This is a genomic window from Parabacteroides provencensis, from assembly GCF_900232875.1.
In the GTDB taxonomy this organism is placed as follows: Bacteria; Bacteroidota; Bacteroidia; order Bacteroidales; family Tannerellaceae; genus Parabacteroides; species Parabacteroides chinchillae.
This window is the reverse complement of the sequence record NZ_LT960492.1, coordinates 115,899-137,402: the sequence shown is the minus strand read 5'-3', so window position 1 is coordinate 137,402 and position 21,504 is coordinate 115,899. Positions and strand designations below refer to the sequence as shown.

Sequence of the window (21,504 nt, the reverse complement as noted above, 5' to 3'; positions counted from 1 at the left end):
TTAATGATTATTCAACATTGAACGACAAAATATGAATGTTCCTAAAAGAACATATATTATCTGCGTTCCCTACAAATATACTTATTTTAAAATATGAATGTTCGTTAGAATGAAAAGTTTTATAGGAGAAAACTATCTTATAAAGCTTATTTATCTTATTATGCCGGCATTTTAATGACATTAACAGTCTGTTTTATTCTTTTCTTCGTGAATTATTAACCGGCTCACAGATATGAAGAGATTAAATCACAGGTGCGAGCCGGTTAAAGGTTCTGGTATCTGGTTTTAGTTTATGATGAATATTTTATTTGCCAAAACGGGATGTGTCGATATTCTCATACTTCTTGGCTTTAAACCCTCCGAATTTCCAAACGAAAGAGAGAGTAACGCTTCGGTTATCATTCAATTTATTCAAATGGCTCCACTGGTTACCCTGATTAATAGTGGCTGTAGGTATTGAAGAACGAAAGATATCGTAGGCATTTAATGTCAGAGAACCTTTATTGCTGGCAAATGTCCATTTCAATCCCCCCGATACATTATATAATCGTCCCAAATCGTAGATTCCTTGAATAGCACCCGGAGCAACATAAGTTCCGTCAATATTCAGTTTCAAATTTGGTTTATCGGACAAATTGAATGTATTAGTCATATTGGCAATGCCTACATAGGTTTTCCGATTGAATGACATGCTATGAAAATGTTCACTTTTTTCCTGCATACGATAACCTTGCAAAGTTACACGTGCATTCCAGAAATGGCTTACCTTAAAGGGAACAATCAGGTTAAAACCCGTTTCCAGACTGTAATCCATATTCTCAAAACGGAATACATTCTTTAATTCCGTATCACTTTGATATGGAAGTTGCGTGAAATAATTCGGTTCATAATCGCAGAAAAACATCAATATATATTTCTGGCGGAAAATATAAATCAACTGACCTACGTATGAACGATATGGTTTGAGAAATGGATTCCCTACCACTTCCGAGTATGAATTCAATGGTGTAGATTGCGGACTTAGGGTCATATATGATGGAAAAGTTTTATCACTATTTACATTGAGTTGCAGGATATGTTTCTGAGAAAATACATAATTTAAAGAGGCTGTAGGAAATAAAGTCCAGTCATTCCATAAATTTGTTTTTTCATTATCGGAAATGTAATCGGAACGGTAATATTCTCCTTTTAAGGCAACAGTAGCAGAAAACCGTTTTCCGAAAGATTTGGAAACTTCGGCAAAAACGTTGCCCGTATAATCCTTTTGTACATTGTTCTCAAAAGATTCCATATCCAATTCATAACCGTTTCCTTTATCATATAGATATTCCAGATAATTCCTTGAATAAGTATAACCTCCGTTGATTCCGTAATTTACAGACCAACCACTCTCTGTCGATATCGTATGATTGGTAAATGCAGACCAGCGTGAAATATTTTGTTTTGTATAATTCAACATATCCGTCTTTGTCCCATCGTCTTTAGTATCTAAAAAATGTTGGTCTGAAGGAGATTTGTAATGTGTAAAATCCATTCCGGCAGTTAAACCTGTGTGTCCGTCATATTGCAAGCGAACATTTTGTAATGCGGAATGATCTTTGGATGTTGTGATACTATTGCTTTCGGATGATCTGTTTTCATTCATTGGGGTAAATACAGAGTTTGAAGCCTGGTCTGTATTTACCTTATAGGCATCCAGGTAATAGGCTGCGGAGAGTTTGTCTTTGTTGGCAAATGTATAATCTATTCCCAAACGGGCAACTCCGCTATTTTTATGTTTTGTCCTACGCCCGGACTGTTCTATTTCCGTTACTTTATCATCCAGAGTATGGCGGGCCAACATATTTTCTCCATCAAAACGACGCCCTTTTTCTCCGTTTATAAGGAAATCTATATTTAACTTGGAGTCAGAATAAATAATATTGGCATGCGCTTTGCCCCGGGCATAATGTTGCTGAATGTAATCTGTACCTACTTCTCCCTGGAATGAAGGCGTAGCAGACATATTCTTATCTAATATCACATTAATAACTGCACCTTTTACATTATATTTAGCTGGTGCGGCATACATAATTTCTGCTTTCTGCACGCGGGAAGCAGGCATGCTTTTTAGTAGTTGAATCAATTGCTGGAGGGACATTGTGGTAAGTTGCCCGTTCAATATAATGTTCAGATTATTTGTCCCGACCAATTGGATATCGTCACTTGTACCGGTAATGCCGGGAAGTTGCTTAATCACTTCAAAGGCATTAGTGGAAGTTTTATCTTTCATAAGTTGCGGAATATCGTAAGTCAGCTTCCCTCCTTCAATCTTTACTTGCGGACGTTCTGCTTTTACAGTTACTTCACCCAGTGTATAATCTTTATCGTCCAGTATAATAGTGCCGGCGTCTGCCGAAGTTATTTCTTTTTGGGCAGGTTCATACAGAAGATGTTGAAGCAATAAACGATATGTATGTTCTGCCGGTTGATTGAAGCAAAATAGCCCGAGACTATCCGATATCACGGCATCTACATAGGTTGAATCTAATGTTTGTAAAACAATAGTTGCCCCATCTATGGGTTGTTTTTGATTATCAACAATTTTACCATGGATGTTTTGGGCTGTCAGTATTCCGTTACAAGTAATAGACAAGATAAGTAGAGATGAGTAAAATATGCGCTTCATATTAATTTCTTTTATTGTTTTTGATATGACAAAGAACGGTGTTTAAAAAAAGAAACTATGTTATCATTCACTTACGAAGTGTTATCTACTCTTACCGGTAGTGTTATTTAGTCTTATCGCAAATCATACGGCGATCTTACGTGATAGCAGTATCATCCTTCCCGGTACGGCAGGATTGCTCTATATCATGTTTCTGGCCGGGCTGGAAATAGACTTGGGCGATTTCAAAAAAACAGTACGCGGAGCCTGACCTTCGGGTAAAATACTTTATCTATCTTTACCCCGGAAAAACAAAAGTTAGTTTTATATGAACACTCGTCTACGCTTCAAACTAATTGCTTTGCTCATAACTTTATCATTGGCAGGGTTGGTTGCCTTTCAGGGATATTGGTTGTACGGATTATATAATACGCTGTACGGCCAAATGGAAGTAAATATCCATGAAGCAATGAAAATTGCAGATTACAAAGAGATGTTCCTGCGTATGAAAGGAGAAAATGAAAAGCAAAACACTAAAAAAATAAAGACTATCTATTTCAGTTCCGACGAAAATACCGTTTCTTACAATGAAACAAACAAGATTCACCATACAGACAAGCAACCTAATGTAAATCTGAAAATAGATTACACGCAAGACGAAGACAGCCTTTCGGTAGACTCTACTTTAACCGATTATCTTACAACTATAAAACAACTGGAAAATATAGTACAACAGGCTTTCCATGCCAATATAGACCAATCGGAACCCATTGTATTCCGGGAATATAATAAATTCCTGCAGGAAGAATTAAAAGCAAAGAATATTGACTCCGAACATTTACTTATCGTGGCTTACCAACCAAATGATAAAGAGAAAATCAAAAGTTGGATGAACTTGAATAATGATTCACTGAAAAAAACCCATTATCAATATCCCATTGATACAACTGTTGTCGTTTCGGAGTCTGCAGACTTTAACCAATGGAAAAATGCAGCTTACTTCGATTATCCGATTCAATCCGATAATACAATCTATTATCGCTTATACCTGAAATCGCCAGCCCGGGTTATTTTAAATCAAATGAGCGGAATATTAGCATCTTCAATTCTTCTGTTTGCATTGATAGTAATTTCTTTTGTTTACCTGCTCCGCACTATTTTAAAGCAAAAAACGATAGAAGAGCTAAAGACTGATTTTACCAATAATATGACCCATGAACTGAAGACTCCTATATCTGTCAGTTATGCAGCTGTAGATGCCATGCTTAACTTCAGCGATGCCGTTAATGATAAGCAACGGAAGTATCTCACTATTATGAGAGACCAGCTTACCCGTTTAACCGGATTAGTAGAGCAAATCCTTACGCTCGCTGTAGAAAACAGGAGTACGTTTCGCTTGCATCCCGAACAGATAAATATCTCCGGTATCGTTGCATCCCTTACGGAACAATATAAACTGAAAGCAGATAAAAAAGTACGGTTTGTTACCGAAATACCCGACAAACTGGAGGTGTACGCAGATCATACCCATATTTACAATATGTTGAGCAACCTGATTGAAAATGCTATTAAATATTGTGATAAGGAACCATGCCTTATTACCTTAAAAGCAAACCAGTCACCTGATGGGGTTCGCCTTTCCGTTACAGACAATGGCATTGGCATTAGCGAAACAAATCAGAAGCGTGTATTCGATAAGTTTTTCCGTGTTCCCAGCGGTAACCTTCATAATGTAAAAGGATACGGACTGGGATTATATTATGTAAAAGACATGATGATAAAACATAAAGGGTTTGTTTCTGTAGAAAGTCATCCGGATAAAGGCTCTACTTTCACTCTTCATTTCATTAATCAAAAATAAAACAGGAATATGAACAAGATAAAAGTACTGCTGGTAGAAGACGAGGCTACACTTGCCATGATTATAAAAGACACGCTGGATGGTAAAGAATTTGAAATCATATTAGCTGCCGACGGAGAAGAAGGTATTGCCCGTTACAAGGAAACTAAACCGGATGTTATCGTATCAGACATCATGATGCCTAAAATGGATGGGTTTACGATGGTTCGGGAAATACGAAAGCACGATTGTACAATTCCTGTATTATTCTTGTCTGCCCGTTCTTCGGCAAATGATGTAGTAGAAGGTTTTGAATTAGGGGGAAATGATTATCTAAAGAAGCCTTTCGGCATGGCAGAACTGATCGTACGTATAAAAGCCCTTTTGCATAAAATAACCGTAAAGCAGCCGCAAGAGACATATTTCCGTATCGGACAATATGAATTTGACTCTATTACCCAAACCCTTTCTTTCTGTGATGATAAAGAGTTGCTTAGTAACCGGGAGTCGGAAATATTAAAACGGTTGTGTGAAAATATCAATCAAATATTACCTATGAAAGAGGTTCTACTGGACTTATGGGGAGATGATTCGTTTTTCAATTCGCGCAGCCTGCATGTATTTATTACCAAATTAAGGCATAAATTATCTCGCGACCCGTCAATTAAAATATTAAATGTACGCGGAATAGGATATAAAATGATTATAAACTAACGATGTAATGGTTCAAATACACTTTTTTAAAGCCTGTGCCAGTTGGTCCGGACAGGATGTACCGCGTCCATGACAGTCTATCCCTTCCATTCGATTGATTGCTTCATTTACATTCATTCCCACAAGCAGGGCAGATATCCCCTGGGCATTACCGTGGCAACCACCTATAATTTGCACATTGGTTATTACATCGCCCTGGACATCAATTAGCATCATCTTTGAGCAAACATCCCCCTGAGGCGTGTACACAACACGTTGTTGTTCCATTTCCTTTTATTCTTCATTTTTATTAACAGCAGGCAAAGGTAAAATAAAATTGACTACTTTTGCACAATACAAATCACAAAAACATGACATACGAAGATACATTACACTATTTGTATACCAGTATTCCGGTATTCCAGCACAGCGGTGCTTCAGCTTATAAACCGGGTCTTGGAACAAGTATAGCTCTTGATAATTACTTAGGAAATCCACACAAATCATACCGGACGATTCATGTGGCAGGAACAAATGGCAAAGGCTCGGTCAGTCATGTGCTGGCTGCTATTTTACAGCAATCAGGATATAAAGTAGGTTTGTATACCTCCCCTCATTTGGTAGATTTCAGGGAACGTATCAGAGTCGACGGAAAAAAAATATCTAAAGAATATGTAACCGGTTTTGTTGAACGCCACCGCCCCTTTTTCGAATCTCTCCATCCTTCATTTTTTGAACTAACATCCTCTATCGCATTTGATTATTTCCGCAATGAAAAGGTCGATTATGCCATCATCGAAGTTGGTATGGGAGGACGACTGGATAGTACTAATATAATCTCTCCTGTCTTAAGTATCATAACGAATATCAGCCTTGATCATACCCAGTTTCTGGGTGATACAGTAGAGAAGATCGCTGCGGAAAAAGCAGGGATCATTAAGACCGGGATTCCGGTTTTAATCGGAGAAGGATTAGATTCTTCCGTGGCAGAAGTATTCAGAGAAACAGCCCGCAAACAAAATTCACCCATTTACTTTTCTCAAAGTGTGGAATTAATTAATAATGCGATACGGACAGAAGATGGTTGGGAGATTGATTCATTGGAATTCGGGAAACTGCACGGAGAATTGGGCGGTTTCTCGCAATGCAAAAATAACCGTACAATATTGGCGGCACTCAGTCTTTTAACCCGTTCCGGTATAAACATTCCGATAGAAGCAATCCGGGAGGGTTTTAGCCACGTAACGACATTAACCGGGCTAATGGGGCGTTGGCAAAAGTTGCAAGACGAACCGAAAGTCATCTGTGATACAGGACATAATATAGGAGGTTGGAACTATTTGAGTTCTCAATTGGAAGGCATAGCCAAACACTATAAAAATCTTTACATGATAGTAGGCATGGTAAACGATAAAGACGTAGACGGTGTATTGTCCATGATGCCTAAAGAGGCTAACTACTTTTTTACGCAAGCATCTGTAGAACGTGCAATGCCGGCACAGGAATTTGCTTTGAAAGCATCCGCACACGGCTTATCTGGTATTACTTGCAAGACTGTTCGGGAAGCTGTGGAAAAAGCTTTAAAAAAGGCTGGCAAAGATGACATGATCTTTATTGGAGGCAGCACCTTTATCGTTGCCGATGCTATTCCCCTATTTCAAACAAACGAATAACTTAATTCATATCAAATATTATGACACAACAGATTCAAAGAAAACTAAGCGAGTCTAAAACAGCCCGCTGGAGCGTCTTGGCGCTTGTGGCATTCACCATGCTTTGCGGATATTTTATTACGGACATGATGGCTCCACTCCAAGATTTACTTCAAACGCCTGTAGGTGGAGGCGGTTTAGGATGGTCAGGAGATGATTATGGTAAATTTACCAGTGCATACGGATGGTTTAATGTATTTTTCCTTATGTTGATATTCGGGGGAATGATCCTTGACAAGATGGGTGTACGTTTTACCGGCCTTATGGCAACCTGTATTATGATTGTTGGCGTATTCATTAAATGGTTTGGTATCTCAAATAATTTCGACGGTGCGACAGTAACTATTTTTGGAACAGAATGGGGATATACATTACTGGTAGCTTCACTGGGATATGCAATATTTGGTGTTGGAGTGGAAATTGCCGGTATCACCGTTTCCAAGATTATTGTAAAATGGTTTAAAGGTAAAGAAATGGCTCTTGCCATGGGATTGGAGATGGCTTGTGCACGTATTGGAACAGGATTGGCCATAGGTATTACCCCATTGTTATGTAAAGCATTCAACAACTCTATTAGCATGCCGATTTTAATCGGATTAATATTATTATGTATAGGTCTGTTGTCGTTCATCGTATTTGTGGTGATGGATAAACGCCGCGACGAAGAACTGGAAAATACGGAAGAAGAAGCCGAAGAGCCGTTCCGTTTCTCAGACATCTTTTCCATTATTTCAATGAAAGGATTCTGGTACGTAGCTCTTTTATGCGTACTATTTTATTCTGCCGTATTCCCATTTTTGAAATATGCTCCGAGTTTAATGATCAATAAGTTTGGTATCGATCCTGAATGGTCTGGTGTGATTCCCGCTTTATTACCATTCGGAAATATTCTGCTTACTCCGTTTTTCGGTAATCTGTACGACCGTAAAGGAAAAGGCGCTACAATTATGATTATTGGTGCAATCATGTTGGTATTCATACACTTCATGTTCTCTATTCCTGCATTAAACAACTGGGTTATCGCACTCGGACTGATTCTTTTGTTGGGAATTGCTTTCTCCCTGGTACCATCGGCTATGTGGCCTTCTGTTCCGAAAATCATCCCCGAAAATAAACTGGGTACGGCTTATGCTCTGATATTCTGGGTACAAAACTGGGGATTGATGGGAGTTCCGTATCTTATCGGTAAAGTCCTTGATAAATATTGTATTACCGGATATGTAAATGAAAAACCGACATACGATTACACTATTCCGATGATGATATTTACCTGTTTCGGTATCTTAGCCCTTATGATTGCATTATTATTGAAGCGTGAAGACAGGATCAAAGGTTACGGATTGGAATTACCCAATATTAAAAAACCGGAAGAAGAAGCTAAAATCATTGCAGAAGAAATGATTGCAGAACCATAATATAAAAATATCAATAAATATGATTTGTTTTCCGAATGCCAAAATAAACCTGGGACTGGATATTGTAGGTAAACGTCCGGACGGTTATCATAATATTGAAACCGTATTTTATCCGGTTCCTGTAAAGGATGCCTTGGAAATAGTAATAGCCAAAACCTTTTCTTTTCATCAAACCGGTATTCCTGTTGATGCTCCAGTTGAAAAAAATCTGGTTGTTAAGGCTTTGAATATATTAAAGGCAAAGTATGAAATTCCACCACTGGAAGTTCATTTGCTGAAAGCCATTCCTTTTGGTGCAGGATTGGGCGGAGGTTCTGCCGATGCCGCTTTTATGCTGAAGCTGATTAATGATTTTTGCAAATTAGATATACAGGATGATGAATTAGAAAGAATAGCTTCACATATTGGTGCCGATTGTCCGTTTTTTATTCGTAATACCCCTGTGTTTGCGAGTGGAACAGGTAATCAGTTCGAACCTGTATCTCTTTCATTAAAAGGCTACTATTTATGCCTGGTAAAGCCGGAGGTGGCAGTATCAACCCCCGAAGCCTATTCGTTGGTTACTCCTGCGGAACCTGATATTTCATTAAAAGAGATTATCAAACAACCTGTGTCCGAATGGAGAAATAGCATGAAAAATGATTTTGAAGGCAGTGTGTTTCCAAAACATCCGGCAATAGAGAAAATCAAACAAACTTTGTATGCCCGGGGGGCTGTTTATGCTTCTATGTCCGGCTCCGGTTCATCTGTATTCGGATTATTCGAATCTCCAACCGATTTAAAGGAATACTTTAAGGACTGCTATATTTGGGAAGGAGCAATGGAATGAATGAAATAGCAAGCTTTTTTGATTCCTTAGCCGATCGTTGGGATGAACTTTGTACGCATGATGCGGATAAGATTAACACGATACTGGAACAAACCACTCTGCACAAAGGCTTACGTATTCTGGATATAGGATGCGGGACGGGTGTACTCGAAAAGTATCTCCTTCCCTATTCTCCCGCTAGTATTGTAGCTATAGATATTTCCGGACAAATGATTGAAATGGCGAAAAGCAAATATGCAACTTCAATTGTAGACTTCCGCCAAGCAAATGTATTGGATATGAAGGAAGAGTTGTTTGATTATATCATTGCTTATAGCGTTTTTCCTCATTTTGAACACCAGCAAGAAACAATTTCTCATTTGGCAGACCTTCTTGTTCCGGATGGAGAGCTTGTTATTTGCCATAGTGAAGGACGTAATAAGATAAACAGTCATCATAACAAGCATGCCGGCAAATTGTCTTTCGGTTTACCAGCAGCAAAAGAATTGGCGGATTGGATGCAACCTTATTTCACTATACACTCTATATACGATTCCGATGACTATTATTTGGTAAGCGGTTTACGCAAATTGTAAATATAATATATATGAAAAAAAGAACTTATTTAATTCCGGTATTATTGTTTGCTGCACTAGCACTTCAGGCAGCCACCGATGTAAAGGTAATGCAATACAAATATGCCGGTCCTATTGTGGTAAACAAACCGTTTATGGTTGACACCGTAAATGTAAACGGGAAGCCGTTTGAAGCAAAAAATCTACTTAAATCCACACTGCCGTTCGATCGGGCATTGTCTTCTCCCGAAATACTTCAGGCAGACACTGCCGGGTCTGTTTCTTTCCCGGCCTCGCAAAAAGGATATGCCCTTCATCTGTTTTCTTTCTTTTTAAATAGTGACAGATATGTGAAAGGTACACTGGAAGTAACAGGCAACGGCGCCTTTGACGTATATGTCAATAACAAATCTGTAGGGTCTACTTCTGAACTGGTCATGGAGCCGCGTCGTTATGAAATTGTTATTAAATACCTGACTGCAGAAACCGATACATGCAAACCTTCTTTTAAAACAATATTCAAAAGTAAGGAAGATGCAGTAGTTACAGCTTCGTTAAACCCTGAAAAGCGTTATACATTGAACAATATAATGGATGGCCAGGATTTCAGGGGAATAGGTGTTTCACCTAACGGTAAATACGCTTTGGTAAAGTACGTAAATCGTTTCCCGGAAGGTAAAAGCGAATCATATACGCAGTTAATGGATGCTTCAACCGGCCGCATATTGTTGCAGGATAACGGTTTTCTTACCAATGCCCGTTGGATGCCTGAGAGCAATTTATTCTATTATACGCGCAAAGGTCTGCAAGGTAAAGAGCTTGTAACCGTGGATCCGGCAACAATGAAAGAAAATATTCTGGTAAATGATCTACCGGACGGACATTTTATAGTTGCTCCGAATGAAGCATCTCTCTTTTTTACTATAGAAGAACAGGGACCTAAAGAAGGTAACGAATTGATCCGCGTGTTGGAACCCAGAGATCGTTTGCCTGGTTTCCGCGACCGTTCGTTTATCTGGCGGTATGATCTTCACACGGGGCTTTATGAACAACTGACTTTTGGTTACCAAAGTACGTATATTAATGACATAAGTGCCGACAGCCGTTATCTGCTGTTCAGTGTCAACGATAATGTATATACATCTTTGCCTCACGGACGTAATTCATTATATAGAATGGATTTGCAAACAATGGCAATTGATACCATCTGGGAAAAAAAACCTTATGTTAATCAGGCGGCTTTTTCTCCTGACGGAAAACAGCTTTTGGTGGCCGGTTCCGGTGATGCATTCGAAGGTATAGGCTTAAATATCAAAGAAGGGCAATTGTCGAATGATTATGACGGGCAACTTTTCCTTTATAACCTGGCCAATCATAAAGCAACTCCCTTAACAAAAGATTTCAATCCTAATGTAATAGATGCAGTATGGAATCGTTATGACGGACAAATCTATATCCAGGCAGAAGACCAGGATTACCAGCGCCTTTTTTCTTGTAATCCGGCTAATGGGAAAATCAAGCAGATTGCTTTAACCGAAGATATTATTACAGGCTATTCATTGGCTGATAACGCCCCTGTCTTGTTCTTCTACGGACAAAGCGTTTCTAATGCAAACCGCCTCTATGCTTATGATCTGAAAGGTGGAAAGAGCCGTTTGGTTTACGATCTTTCTTCCGATAAACTGAAAGACATTACATTGGGTGAAGTGCATGACTGGAATTTTACATCAACTGACGGAACTACCATTCAAGGACGTTATTACCTACCTCCCCATTTTGATCCAGGCAAGAAATATCCAATGATTGTTTACTATTATGGAGGTACATCGCCCACAAACCGTATGTTGGAAATGCGCTATTCAATGCACATGTATGCAGCTTTGGGTTATGTTGTCTATACGCTAAATCCTAGTGGTACTACCGGTTTCGGACAAGAATTTGCCGCCCGCCACGTTAATGCCTGGGGTATAAAGACGGCCGATGAAATTATTCAGGGAACAAAAGAGTTTTGTAAACAGCATGCTTTTGTGAATGAAAAAAAGATTGGCTGTATAGGTGCCAGCTATGGGGGCTTTATGACACAATACTTACAAACCAAGACAACTATTTTTGCTGCCGCTATCAGTCATGCAGGTATTAGTGCATTAAGCAGTTATTGGGGTGAAGGTTACTGGGGATTTGGCTATTGTTCCGTAGCTAACAAAGGTACTTATCCATGGAATAACCCGGAATTTTTCACAAAACAAAGTCCGTTATTTAATGCAGACAAGATAAATACCCCCCTTTTACTTTTGCATGGTAATGCTGATACAAACGTTCCTGTCGGAGAAAGCATTCAGATGTTTGCTGCCCTTAAACTACTGGGCAAAACAGTAGAGTTTGTTCAGGTAGACGGAGAGAACCACGGCATTGTAGGCTACAGCAAACGTATAGGATGGCAAAATACTATCTTTGCCTGGTTTGCCAAATGGCTGAAAGATGAACCGGAATGGTGGACAGCTATGTATCCGGAAAGGAAATTATAACTTTCCGCATGAAATAAAAAACAATCCTGTCAGTCAGATGAGACCGGCAGGATTGTAATGCAATATGAAGTATATTATAAGAAAAATGTATTACTTAATATTCGGGTTTAATGCATGCCATTCAGACACTGGTGGCAAAACTCCCATAGCAATTACTTCATCACGCAGAGCACAAAGATGTTCGTAGCTTTTTGCCAGAGCCGCATCTTCTTCCGGAGTTCCCTTGACATCTTTCAGTGTAACGCCGTCTTTTGTTATAGATGTTTCCCAAGCCATCATAATGTGATCGAACTTGCCGTTTGACACGTATGCTCCGGCAGGCCAACGGAATGGTTTGCCACCCATAGCTGCAGCAATCATTTCAATTGAAACATAAGACGGGCTCTGAAAAGAAGAACGACCGCGCAAAGCAATAATATTTGCACCGCCTTTAGTCACTTTTGCCTGGATTTCTGTCCACTGGTCTTTTGTCAAATCGGCAGTACCGATAATATCGGTTAGTTTCTTACCGTTTACTTCTGCTGTAGACGCATAAACAGCCATTTGTTCGCCATGACCTCCATAGGTACGACAATTGTTAACCAAATCCATAGAAATACCAAAATGTTTGGCCAGTTCGCTACGCAGACGGGTACTGTCCAAAGCAGCTAAAGTGGTAACCTGTGACGGCTTTAAACCGGAATATAATAACGTAATTAACCCTGTAATATCAGCAGGATTGAAAATTACAACAATATGTTTAACATCCGGACAATATTTCTTTACATTCTTACCGAATTCTTCTGCGATGGCAGCGTTACCTTTCAGCAAATCTTCACGTGTCATACCTGCTTTACGGGCGGCACCACCTGAGTTTACAATATATTTGGCTCCGGTTAAAGCTTCTTTTATATCGGAGGTAAATGTGATATTTACACCTTCAAAACCACAGTGAAACAATTCTTCGGCAACGCCTTCCAATCCAGGAGCGTAGGGATCATATAAGCAAAGGTTTGAAGTTAATCCCATCATAATGGCTGTCTGTGCCATGTTTGAACCAATCATACCTGCAGCACCTACAATGGTGAGTTTTTCGTCTGTTAGCGTCTTCATAAGATCTGTTTTTTAATTATATATTAATAACTGTTTGTTGCCAATCATTTTCTTTCCAGCAACAAATATAAAGATTCTAAATCAAGTACACCAATCATAAAAATGAATACTCCATAAGCAGAAGTTATAACTATGATCAGATATAACTACAATTTAGTACCTTTGCATTATGAAAACATTTAAACCGGACGTATGGTTGCCAACAACCAAAAAAGAAGTTGAATTACGAGGATGGGATTATGTGGATGTAATCTTATTCAGTGGAGATGCCTATGTGGACCATCCTTCTTTTGGTGCTGCCGTTATAGGGCGGATATTAGAAGCCGAAGGACTTCGTGTAGCTATTGTTCCGCAACCGGATTGGCGTGGCGACTACAGAGATTTCAAGAAACTGGGTACTCCCCGCCTCTTTTTCGGCGTATCAGCCGGAGCGATGGATTCAATGATTAACCATTATACGGCGAATAAGCGTTTACGCAGCGATGATGCTTATACGCCAGACCGCCGGGCTGGAATGAGACCGGACTATCCGAGTATTGTCTATACAAAAATATTAAAAGAGTTATATCCCGATATTCCTGTCGTATTAGGTAGTATAGAGGCTTCTTTGCGTCGGCTTACGCATTATGACTATTGGCAAGACAAACTGAGGCCGGGCATTTTGGCCGACAGTCCTGCTGATTTATTGATATATGGAATGGGTGAAAAACCAATAAGGGAATTAGTTCGTCGCCTGCAAGCCGGGGAATCATTCCATTCTATAAAAGATATCCGTCAAACCGTTTATTTGTCGGATAAGGCAGAACTACAGCCTGGCGATATAGAACTTTATTCGCACGAAGAGTGTCTGCGTGATAAATTAAAACAGGCAAAAAATTTTAAACATATTGAAGAAGAATCAAATAAATACAACGCATCCCGTATTTTACAGGCTGTCGGGAAAAAGACCATTGTTGTAAATCCTCCTTTCCCACCAATGACGGAAGAAGAGTTGGATGCTTCGTTCGATCTTCCTTATACGCGTCTTCCCCATCCTAAATACAAAGGAAAAATAATCCCGGCTTTCGAGATGATTAAATTCTCGGTGAATGTGCATCGGGGTTGTTTCGGGGGATGTGCTTTCTGTACTATATCTGCCCATCAGGGCAAATTTATTTCTTCACGAAGTAAAGAGTCCATACTGAAAGAAGTGAAAGCGATAACGGAAATGCCCGGCTTTAAAGGTTATTTGAGCGATCTGGGCGGTCCGTCGGCCAATATGTACCGTATGAAAGGCAAAGACGAGAAAATATGCAGCCAATGCAAAAAACCGTCCTGCATATTCCCTGTCGTATGTAAAAACCTGAATGCCGACCATACGCCTTTACTGGAAATATATAAAGCCGTGGACAGTTTGCCGGAAATCAAACGTTCTTTTATAGGAAGCGGGGTACGATATGATTTGCTTTTACATCGTTATACGGATGAAAACTTAAACCGGTCTGCACAGACTTATACGGAAGAATTAATTGCCCGTCATGTTTCCGGTCGTTTAAAAGTGGCGCCAGAGCACACACAAGACGAAGTACTTAAACAAATGCGCAAACCGTCTTTCCAATTGTTCAGACAGTTTAAAAAGATATTTGACAAGGTAAATCAAAGACAGGGCTTAAAACAACAGCTCATACCCTATTTTATATCCAGCCATCCGGGTTGTACGGAAACAGATATGGCCGAACTGGCAGCTTTAACAAAAGGATTACATTTTCAGTTGGAGCAGGTGCAGGACTTTACTCCTACTCCTATGACATTAGCTACCGAGATGTATTATACCGGCTATCATCCTTATACACTGGAGAAAATCTTTACGGCACGCAGTAAAGAACAAAAACTGGCACAACGACAATTCTTTTTCTGGTACAAACCGGAGTTTCGCCGGCAAATAACTCAGGCATTGCAAAAACTGGGAAGAAAGGATTTAATTAATAAACTGTTCGGCAGATAAGTTTTTCCTTGTCTGCTTTTCATTTAATTCAGATACCTACCCTATTCAATTCAGTTGCCTACCCAAATAGTGTCATATATGGGTCTCGATAAAAGGTCGTTTAAGGGTTCACTTTGTCACCTTCTGTCACTTTCTTCGGGGGGTGTTTCAAAATCTGAAAAATTATCCACAGATATTCTATACTAGCATACAACATGCTATTATAGATGATATTACAATACACTAACGAGGTTTTCAAACTCCTAAAAACGGTCAATGCAGATTTCATTTTAACACTCCCGCGAACACTTTCCCTGATGCTTAAATAAGCTGTTTATCGCTTCTTTAATATGGCTTTAGCCTAAGTTCAATTGCCGTCGGTTTCAACCGACGGATAGTAGAGCCTTCATCTTTCAAGGGCTTCAGCCCAATAAGAATGAGATAATCAAAAAGAGCTTTCCGAGAAGAAATTTGGCTGAAGCCAATACAGATATATCCCCTTTTAGTCCGTCAGCTGAAGCAGACGGCAATTGAAACCAGGCTAAAGCCATAAAAGAACAGGATGTATTGGCCATCCCAAAAGAAAGCTGTGCTTTCTTGTTAGCGGCATCAGCGGCTGGGCGTTAAACGCAGGTAAAAGACGCAGCGACGAAACCGGCGGCTGTCTGAGCGTAGCGAGTTCCGCTGGTTAAGCAAAGTCTTTTGCCGGAGTAGCCCGGACGGTGCAGCCTTGACCTTTTGGTTACTTTTCTGTCAAGAGAAAAGTAATAAAAAAGTGTTCGCCGGAAGCACTAAAGCGTTGCAGATATAATCCCGTGATAACAGAACAATAATGTATGTATCAGCAATTTACAACCGATATCAGATCATTTTGCAATTTTGGAATAAGCCCCGAAGATGGTGACAGAAGGTGACAAAGTGGAGGGTATATTATAATGTTTTTCCCGGTATGAATAACAGTCTTGCCGGTCGTGGGTTATCATGTACAAATTATATTCTCTTTCTAGTTTGTTAATTCAATACTTTTATTATATATTGTCACCTTGTTTGCTTTAAATCGGTCTGGTATATCTCTGGAATTTTATTTCAAATAATTTTAAACAGACTTTATGGTAATACTATATTTAAAAATCGCATTCCGCAATTTATGGAAATATAAAACACAATCGCTTACCGGCACTCTGAGTTTAGCTTTTGCACTAGCCTGTTTTGTCCCGGCTCTTTACTGGATGCGCTATGAGACTTCCTACGACAGTTTCTATCCTGGTTCGGATCATATTTACCGCATTTATTCAGTGGATAAACAGTCGGGTAAAGTAAACGAACTGGTTTCGGGTATTTTAGAGAGAAAACTGCAAGAGCAGTTTCCGGCAATGCAAGCTTCGAGCGTTTTCTTTGTCGAGCAAAATAATTGCAGTTCGAAAAAAATGCCGTACATCCGGCTGCATACGATCTTTGCGGACAATACTTTTTTCAGCGTTTTTCCTCAGGCTGTTATCTGTGGTAATGCACAACCGCTACAAGTTACAAATAATATAGTCCTTTCGGAAACGGTGGCCGTACGTATGTTTGGAGATGCGGAAAAAGCTATCGGGCAACAAATAAAGAGTACCTTATTTGATTGGCATCCGCCCTATACAGTTACTGCAGTTTTGAAAGATCCTCCGCCAAATACGAATCTTCCGTTTGATGCAATATTATATATCGAGGATTTACAAAAACAGAAATCTTTCATTGAAAGTTCCGTGAAACAGATATGGTCATTTGCTACTTTGCAAATGTATGTAAAGCTTCCTCCATATACGGGTATGGAAAGCTGCCAACAGTAATCCTGCGGATGTCGTAAAAAGCGAATGATAAAGGTTAATCCATAGCTAGACAGATCTGCTTTTTATCACATCATTCAATCTGTAATTATGGATTTCCAGTTGCCGCAGAGCTTCTTCTTCCGACATATGGAATAAGATATGTAATATTTTCTTTGCCCGCTTAATGAGCTTATTATTGATACATTCCACTTCCGTCATATAACTTCCATACACTTTGCCAAGTCGTATCATTGCGATGGTAGAGATGAAGTTAAGTACTTTTTTTGTGGCTGTACCGGCTTTCATCCGGGTAGAGCCTGCAATAACCTCATTACCGGTACGCAAGGCTATAACTTTATCGCTAAACGGAACAGACACAACCTCTTTTTCCTGTATAAAGACCGTATAAGCACCAATAGTCTTTGCATAAGCTAATGCGGATTGGACAAAGTATGCACTTCCGCTAACTGATATGCCAATAACAACATCCTTTTCCGAAACGTTTGCCAATATCATTTCGGGTACACAGCTGGCGTCTTCTTCAAAGTTTGTCTCAATATCGATTGCTGCATCTGCCACTCCTCCGGCAATTAATGTAAGAACACGTTCACGTGGGAAACCAAATGTACAAGCTATTTCCACCGTATCGACAGCAGCTAATCGTCCGCTCGTTCCTGCTCCTACATATATAAGACGTCCACCATTGCCCAGACGCTCTGCCATCTTGTCTGCAACTTCGGCAATGTCCTTTAAGGACTCAGACAATATAGTCCCGGCCTCCTGCTCGGTTTTCCATAAAAGAGATGCTAAACCTGCAGTATCCATTTTATGCAATTCAAGAGAAGGATCATACGGTTCTTCTGTAACAAGATTTTTATATTCGGGAATACATCGTAATGATTGGGCGTATTGTTCTCCCACTGCAATTAATAATGCACCTAATAAAGGCAATTCGTTTGCTTCCTGCACTAAACGGACTTCTATAACATCTCCGGTCAAAACCGGAGATACCTGTAATCTTGTTGTAATCTGTTCAGCCAAGGGATAACCTGCAGCTTGTACCGCATGGGCCAACCCGCCTCCTATCAGTATGAGATCTGTCCGGAACAGATAATAGGTCGTCCGTATTATTTGTACCAAACGTTCCAGATATTCATCTGTTTTTTCTTTATATGCAGCCTCTTTAAAAACTGCAACCAAATTATTATCAGGATGCACGGATGCAAGCAAAGATGCACTGGCCAGTTGATCATAACTGCCATCGGGTGTTTCTATACTACCCAATAACGGTTGGCTATAAGAAGGAGTCCATCTGCGTCCGTTTCTCCAAAGGGAGAATCCTAATCCTGTACCGATAGGCATTATGCCAACAGTACGATAGCCTTCCAGATATCCGGCTGCGGATGCTCCTACCGCAGCAGCATCCGCATCATTAGATAAAACAACAGGTACCTGATATTTATCTTTCAACCATTCAATCCATTTATTACTTTTCAACGGAGCCAGATGATCTGCAGAAAACAAGACCCGGGTTCCTGCATAATCTACTATTCCGGCAGTGGAAATCCCAATAGCACATACTTCACAATCAGGGCACACTAAAATATCCATCAATTCCTGAAGAGCTTCAATAAAGTCATCAACAGTCTTATCTGTTCCCAGACGACTTTTTACCCTTTTTATTCCTTTAGGATCGATCTTGTACTCTTTTATGCACTTCATATAAGGTACGGCAAGACCTTTTATCCAGGAGCCTCCAATATCCAAAGTTAAATATATGCGTTTCATATACTGTATTTTATTCCATCATCCACATTGCTTCTTTCATTTCCTTTGAGACATCCATGCCTTGTGTAAAGTCCCAATACGACCGGTCCTTTTCAACTAAAACCTGTGTGCCGACAATCCAGCTCTGGATCCATCCCGTAAGAGTAGACCATGCTCCCCATCCTGCATCGGCATTTGAAGCCCAATAGTCCCAACGGTTATAGTCGAAAGCACGCATCCATGCTCCGTCCAGATCTTTATGGTTCTCGCTTTTTACCTGAATACGGATTAAAAAGTCCGACAGCTTCTGAAGTGCTTCCTTGTATTGAGGATTTCCGGTTGCATGTGCAGCTTCGTTTAAAGCGAAGAAAGCAAAGTTGCATGTGTATAGCATATCTGCTACAGGATCGCCGTTCTTTGCAATCAGAGGAGCTTCATGCAATCCATAGTCACTATTAGATTTAGCACCGCCAAACATTCCGGTAGAACTACTGCCCAACTCTTCACGAATGGCACCACATTCCACCTGGTTCTTTAATACTTCCTGTACTATTGTATCTAGCCAAGCCCGGTGCTCCGGTGTATCTTCTACCTGAACCAGCCACGCTAATGGCAATACCATACGTGCACGTTCCTGCTGAATGCCGTTTGTCCATCCCCATTTATCAGGATAAGACTCCATTGTAATACGAATGCCTGATTTTGCTTTTTCCAACAAAGGCTTATATCCGGTTTTGTCGTATAACCACAGATAACAAGCCCACATCCACGATTCGAAATGGGGATGCGGATTGGTGTAGTCGCGTTCGCCATAATATTTCCAACCTTTTTCCAATATATCCGGCTCTTCTAACCGTCCCCCCTGGAAACCTTGTTTGCTGCATATCCTTAAGTTTGCAAGTATACATTCTACCACAAATTTATTCCAACGTTCGTTTTTCAAATAAGCCGAAGCCCCTATTACGCCTAACAAAGAGCGGGCATTATCATCATTATAGAATACATACGGATGCGTTTCAGACCAGCCTAAAAGGCCATAAGACGGACTGTTTTTATCTGCACGCGGACCTTTCCTGAAGTTCGCTTCATAAAACATATAATCCATCAGATGTTCTGAAGTTCTTTCATATTTCTTGTCATTCAGCAGATTGCCGGCAGAAGCCAGTAAAAAGGCGACTTCTCCTTGTACGTCATTTCGTAACCAATAACGATATTGTTCTGTACCATCATAATAAATAGTAGAAGCATGTCCTTCCAGAATACCGTCGGAACCATTTCCAACCAATTCGCAGGGAGGAACCGGAGGGCCAACAGGCATCAGCCCGTCACCTTGTATTTCCAATGCACGGGCTTTCCACGACGGATGTATAAAGAAGCGTCCGTTATACAGCCACTCTGTGCCTTTACGTATAGAAACAGCACGGGCATCAGCCGGCAATATAGCATCTTCGGAATAAGATGGTTGCGGGTCAGACTCCCACTTTGACAGAGTTATATTTTTTTTGTTAGCAACCCAGGATAGTATTTGCTCCCATACGGATTTCCATGAAGCGTTAGGAGCATATCGGGCAGTTTTAAAATTAGACAGGCACGACATTGCTATCATCGTATTTTTTTCCTTGAATAAAAGGGGAAAAACTTCCGTATCTGTCAAACCGTACTGTGCAATATCGAACCCTGCAACTTTTGCATACGAAATATAAGGATCTTTTACTGCCGCTTTATATATGTGGCAATCATTTAATGCCAACAAGCTCATTGGTTTTAACGTAGAAAAGAATTTGGAAGAAATGACACCCCGTTCCAATTTACCTGCATAAATATCTTTTGTTATCTGCACACCTGGATAATCATTGATAAACTCTACGTATAACCTTAATTGTTTCTGTTTAGCCAGCTTGTAAAGATCCTGGTTGATAACTGTTGGTTGATTGGGATATTCTGTTGCGGTTATAATAACACCGCTTCCTTTTGTTGCTTCTTCTATTGCCTGAGCAGGAGTGTCAAAACGTTTTACATTAAACGTTTCTTTAGTAAGTAACTGAAAAAGATCATTGTCCGCATGAGCACATATATTTATGGCGGTTTGCGACATTACGTGATGACTTAAAAAGGCTAGTAAAAAAACAAGTATGTATGGTAATAATTTGTGGTTATTTGATTTCATTCTAACTGTTATTTTGTGGTTTATTCTAAAATGAACAGAGGGAATACATCCAGATTGTCTTGAAGTACTCCCTCTAAATTATAATTAAGCCTTAACGGCAATTACTTCTATTTCTACCAGACCATTTTTAGGTAAGGTTTTAACGGCAACGGCTGAACGTGCAGGAAAAGAGCCGTCGAACTGCGAAGCATACACTTCGTTCATTGCTGCAAAATCTCCCATATCTGCTAAAAACACGGTAGTCTTAACCACATCATTAATGCTATAACCTGCCTCTGCCAGGATAGCGTGAACATTTTTAAATGCCTGAGAAGTTTGTTCTTTCACTCCGCCTTCCACAAAGTTTCCTGTAGACGGATCAATGCCTAACTGTCCTGAAGCAAACAGCATATTTCCTACCTGTATAGCCTGGCTATAAGGGCCTATAGCTGCCGGTGCTTTAGTTGTTGCAATAACTTTTTTCATTGTATATTATATATTTAGAATAAATAG

15 protein-coding genes are annotated in these 21,504 nt (G+C 39.9%); 9 read left to right on the top strand and 6 right to left on the bottom strand.

Annotated features, from left to right (window positions below; genetic code table 11):
• Positions 1-304: 304 nt before the first annotated feature.
• Entirely contained in the window at positions 305-2,668 is a 2,364-nt protein-coding gene (locus tag CTY47_RS15310; RefSeq protein WP_099465659.1) for an outer membrane beta-barrel family protein, read from the bottom strand.
• 307 nt (positions 2,669-2,975) lie between these two features.
• Between CTY47_RS15310 and CTY47_RS15305 the strand changes: the two genes are divergently transcribed.
• Positions 2,976-4,508 (top strand): sensor histidine kinase, encoded by a 1,533-nt coding sequence (locus tag CTY47_RS15305; protein WP_099465658.1) that lies wholly within the window; start codon positions 2,976-2,978, stop codon positions 4,506-4,508.
• A 9-nt stretch (positions 4,509-4,517) separates the two neighbouring features.
• The gene (locus tag CTY47_RS15300) at positions 4,518-5,201 is read left to right on the top strand and encodes a response regulator transcription factor (RefSeq protein WP_099465657.1); all 684 of its coding nucleotides are present in this window, start codon (positions 4,518-4,520) and stop codon (positions 5,199-5,201) included.
• A gap of 12 nt (positions 5,202-5,213) precedes the next feature.
• Here CTY47_RS15300 and CTY47_RS15295 read toward each other — a convergent pair whose 3' ends face one another.
• Complete coding sequence (locus CTY47_RS15295; RefSeq protein ID WP_099465656.1) at positions 5,214-5,468, bottom strand: TIGR03905 family TSCPD domain-containing protein; 255 nt, start codon at positions 5,466-5,468, stop codon at positions 5,214-5,216.
• Positions 5,469-5,551: 83 nt separating this feature from the next.
• On the opposite strand from CTY47_RS15295, the gene CTY47_RS15290 reads away from it, so the two are divergent.
• From CTY47_RS15290 to CTY47_RS15270, 5 genes are read left to right on the top strand one after another with little or no spacing between them, the layout of a single operon-like run.
• Positions 5,552-6,853, top strand: a complete 1,302-nt coding sequence (locus CTY47_RS15290; protein WP_099465655.1) for a bifunctional folylpolyglutamate synthase/dihydrofolate synthase — start codon at positions 5,552-5,554, stop codon at positions 6,851-6,853.
• Positions 6,854-6,873: 20 nt separating this feature from the next.
• Positions 6,874-8,307, top strand: a complete 1,434-nt coding sequence (locus CTY47_RS15285; RefSeq protein WP_099465654.1) for an MFS transporter — start codon at positions 6,874-6,876, stop codon at positions 8,305-8,307.
• Positions 8,308-8,326: 19 nt separating this feature from the next.
• Positions 8,327-9,136, top strand: coding sequence for a 4-(cytidine 5'-diphospho)-2-C-methyl-D-erythritol kinase (gene ispE, locus CTY47_RS15280; RefSeq protein WP_099465653.1), 810 nt, complete (start codon positions 8,327-8,329; stop codon positions 9,134-9,136).
• Positions 9,133-9,711, top strand: coding sequence for a class I SAM-dependent methyltransferase (locus CTY47_RS15275; RefSeq protein ID WP_099465652.1), 579 nt, complete (start codon positions 9,133-9,135; stop codon positions 9,709-9,711). The genes ispE and CTY47_RS15275 overlap by 4 nt, the downstream gene beginning before the upstream one ends.
• Positions 9,712-9,722: 11 nt before the next feature.
• A complete protein-coding gene (locus CTY47_RS15270; protein ID WP_099465651.1) occupies positions 9,723-12,215 on the top strand; it encodes a S9 family peptidase in 2,493 nt (830 codons plus the stop codon).
• A gap of 90 nt (positions 12,216-12,305) precedes the next feature.
• On the opposite strand, the gene CTY47_RS15265 is transcribed toward CTY47_RS15270, so the two are convergent.
• Complete coding sequence (locus CTY47_RS15265) at positions 12,306-13,307, bottom strand: malate dehydrogenase (protein ID WP_099465650.1); 1,002 nt, start codon at positions 13,305-13,307, stop codon at positions 12,306-12,308.
• Between the two features lie 169 nt (positions 13,308-13,476).
• On the opposite strand from CTY47_RS15265, the gene CTY47_RS15260 reads away from it, so the two are divergent.
• Positions 13,477-15,291 (top strand): YgiQ family radical SAM protein, encoded by a 1,815-nt coding sequence (locus CTY47_RS15260; RefSeq protein WP_099465649.1) that lies wholly within the window; start codon positions 13,477-13,479, stop codon positions 15,289-15,291.
• 1,088 nt (positions 15,292-16,379) lie between these two features.
• On the top strand, positions 16,380-17,099 hold the full coding sequence (locus CTY47_RS15255; protein ID WP_099465648.1) for an ABC transporter permease: 720 nt from the start codon (positions 16,380-16,382) through the stop codon (positions 17,097-17,099).
• Positions 17,100-17,144: 45 nt separating this feature from the next.
• Here the strand turns inward: CTY47_RS15255 and CTY47_RS15250 are convergent, their stop codons facing one another.
• From CTY47_RS15250 to CTY47_RS15240, 3 genes are all read right to left on the bottom strand, one after another.
• Entirely contained in the window at positions 17,145-18,866 is a 1,722-nt protein-coding gene (locus CTY47_RS15250; protein WP_099465647.1) for an N-acetylmuramic acid 6-phosphate etherase, read from the bottom strand.
• A gap of 10 nt (positions 18,867-18,876) precedes the next feature.
• A complete protein-coding gene (locus tag CTY47_RS15245; RefSeq protein ID WP_199163441.1) occupies positions 18,877-21,012 on the bottom strand; it encodes a hypothetical protein in 2,136 nt (711 codons plus the stop codon).
• A gap of 84 nt (positions 21,013-21,096) precedes the next feature.
• The gene (locus CTY47_RS15240) at positions 21,097-21,477 is read right to left on the bottom strand and encodes a RidA family protein (protein ID WP_099465645.1); all 381 of its coding nucleotides are present in this window, start codon (positions 21,475-21,477) and stop codon (positions 21,097-21,099) included.
• Between the last annotated feature and the right edge of the window lie 27 nt (positions 21,478-21,504).

Excerpts from the sequence above, each read along its gene's own strand:
- CTY47_RS15300 (WP_099465657.1), top strand. The coding sequence starts at position 4,518 with ATGAACAAGATAAAAGTACTGCTGGTAGAAGACGAGGCTACACTTGCC.
- CTY47_RS15295 (WP_099465656.1), bottom strand. The coding sequence starts at position 5,468 with ATGGAACAACAACGTGTTGTGTACACGCCTCAGGGGGATGTTTGCTCA.
- CTY47_RS15285 (WP_099465654.1), top strand. The coding sequence starts at position 6,874 with ATGACACAACAGATTCAAAGAAAACTAAGCGAGTCTAAAACAGCCCGC.
- CTY47_RS15290 (WP_099465655.1), top strand. The coding sequence starts at position 5,552 with ATGACATACGAAGATACATTACACTATTTGTATACCAGTATTCCGGTA.
- CTY47_RS15265 (WP_099465650.1), bottom strand. The coding sequence starts at position 13,307 with ATGAAGACGCTAACAGACGAAAAACTCACCATTGTAGGTGCTGCAGGT.
- CTY47_RS15245 (WP_199163441.1), bottom strand. The coding sequence starts at position 21,012 with ATGAAATCAAATAACCACAAATTATTACCATACATACTTGTTTTTTTA.
- ispE (WP_099465653.1), top strand. The coding sequence starts at position 8,327 with ATGATTTGTTTTCCGAATGCCAAAATAAACCTGGGACTGGATATTGTA.
- CTY47_RS15310 (WP_099465659.1), bottom strand. The coding sequence starts at position 2,668 with ATGAAGCGCATATTTTACTCATCTCTACTTATCTTGTCTATTACTTGT.
- CTY47_RS15275 (WP_099465652.1), top strand. The coding sequence starts at position 9,133 with ATGAATGAAATAGCAAGCTTTTTTGATTCCTTAGCCGATCGTTGGGAT.
- CTY47_RS15255 (WP_099465648.1), top strand. The coding sequence starts at position 16,380 with ATGGTAATACTATATTTAAAAATCGCATTCCGCAATTTATGGAAATAT.
- CTY47_RS15250 (WP_099465647.1), bottom strand. The coding sequence starts at position 18,866 with ATGAAACGCATATATTTAACTTTGGATATTGGAGGCTCCTGGATAAAA.
- CTY47_RS15260 (WP_099465649.1), top strand. The coding sequence starts at position 13,477 with ATGAAAACATTTAAACCGGACGTATGGTTGCCAACAACCAAAAAAGAA.
- CTY47_RS15270 (WP_099465651.1), top strand. The coding sequence starts at position 9,723 with ATGAAAAAAAGAACTTATTTAATTCCGGTATTATTGTTTGCTGCACTA.
- CTY47_RS15305 (WP_099465658.1), top strand. The coding sequence starts at position 2,976 with ATGAACACTCGTCTACGCTTCAAACTAATTGCTTTGCTCATAACTTTA.
- CTY47_RS15240 (WP_099465645.1), bottom strand. The coding sequence starts at position 21,477 with ATGAAAAAAGTTATTGCAACAACTAAAGCACCGGCAGCTATAGGCCCT.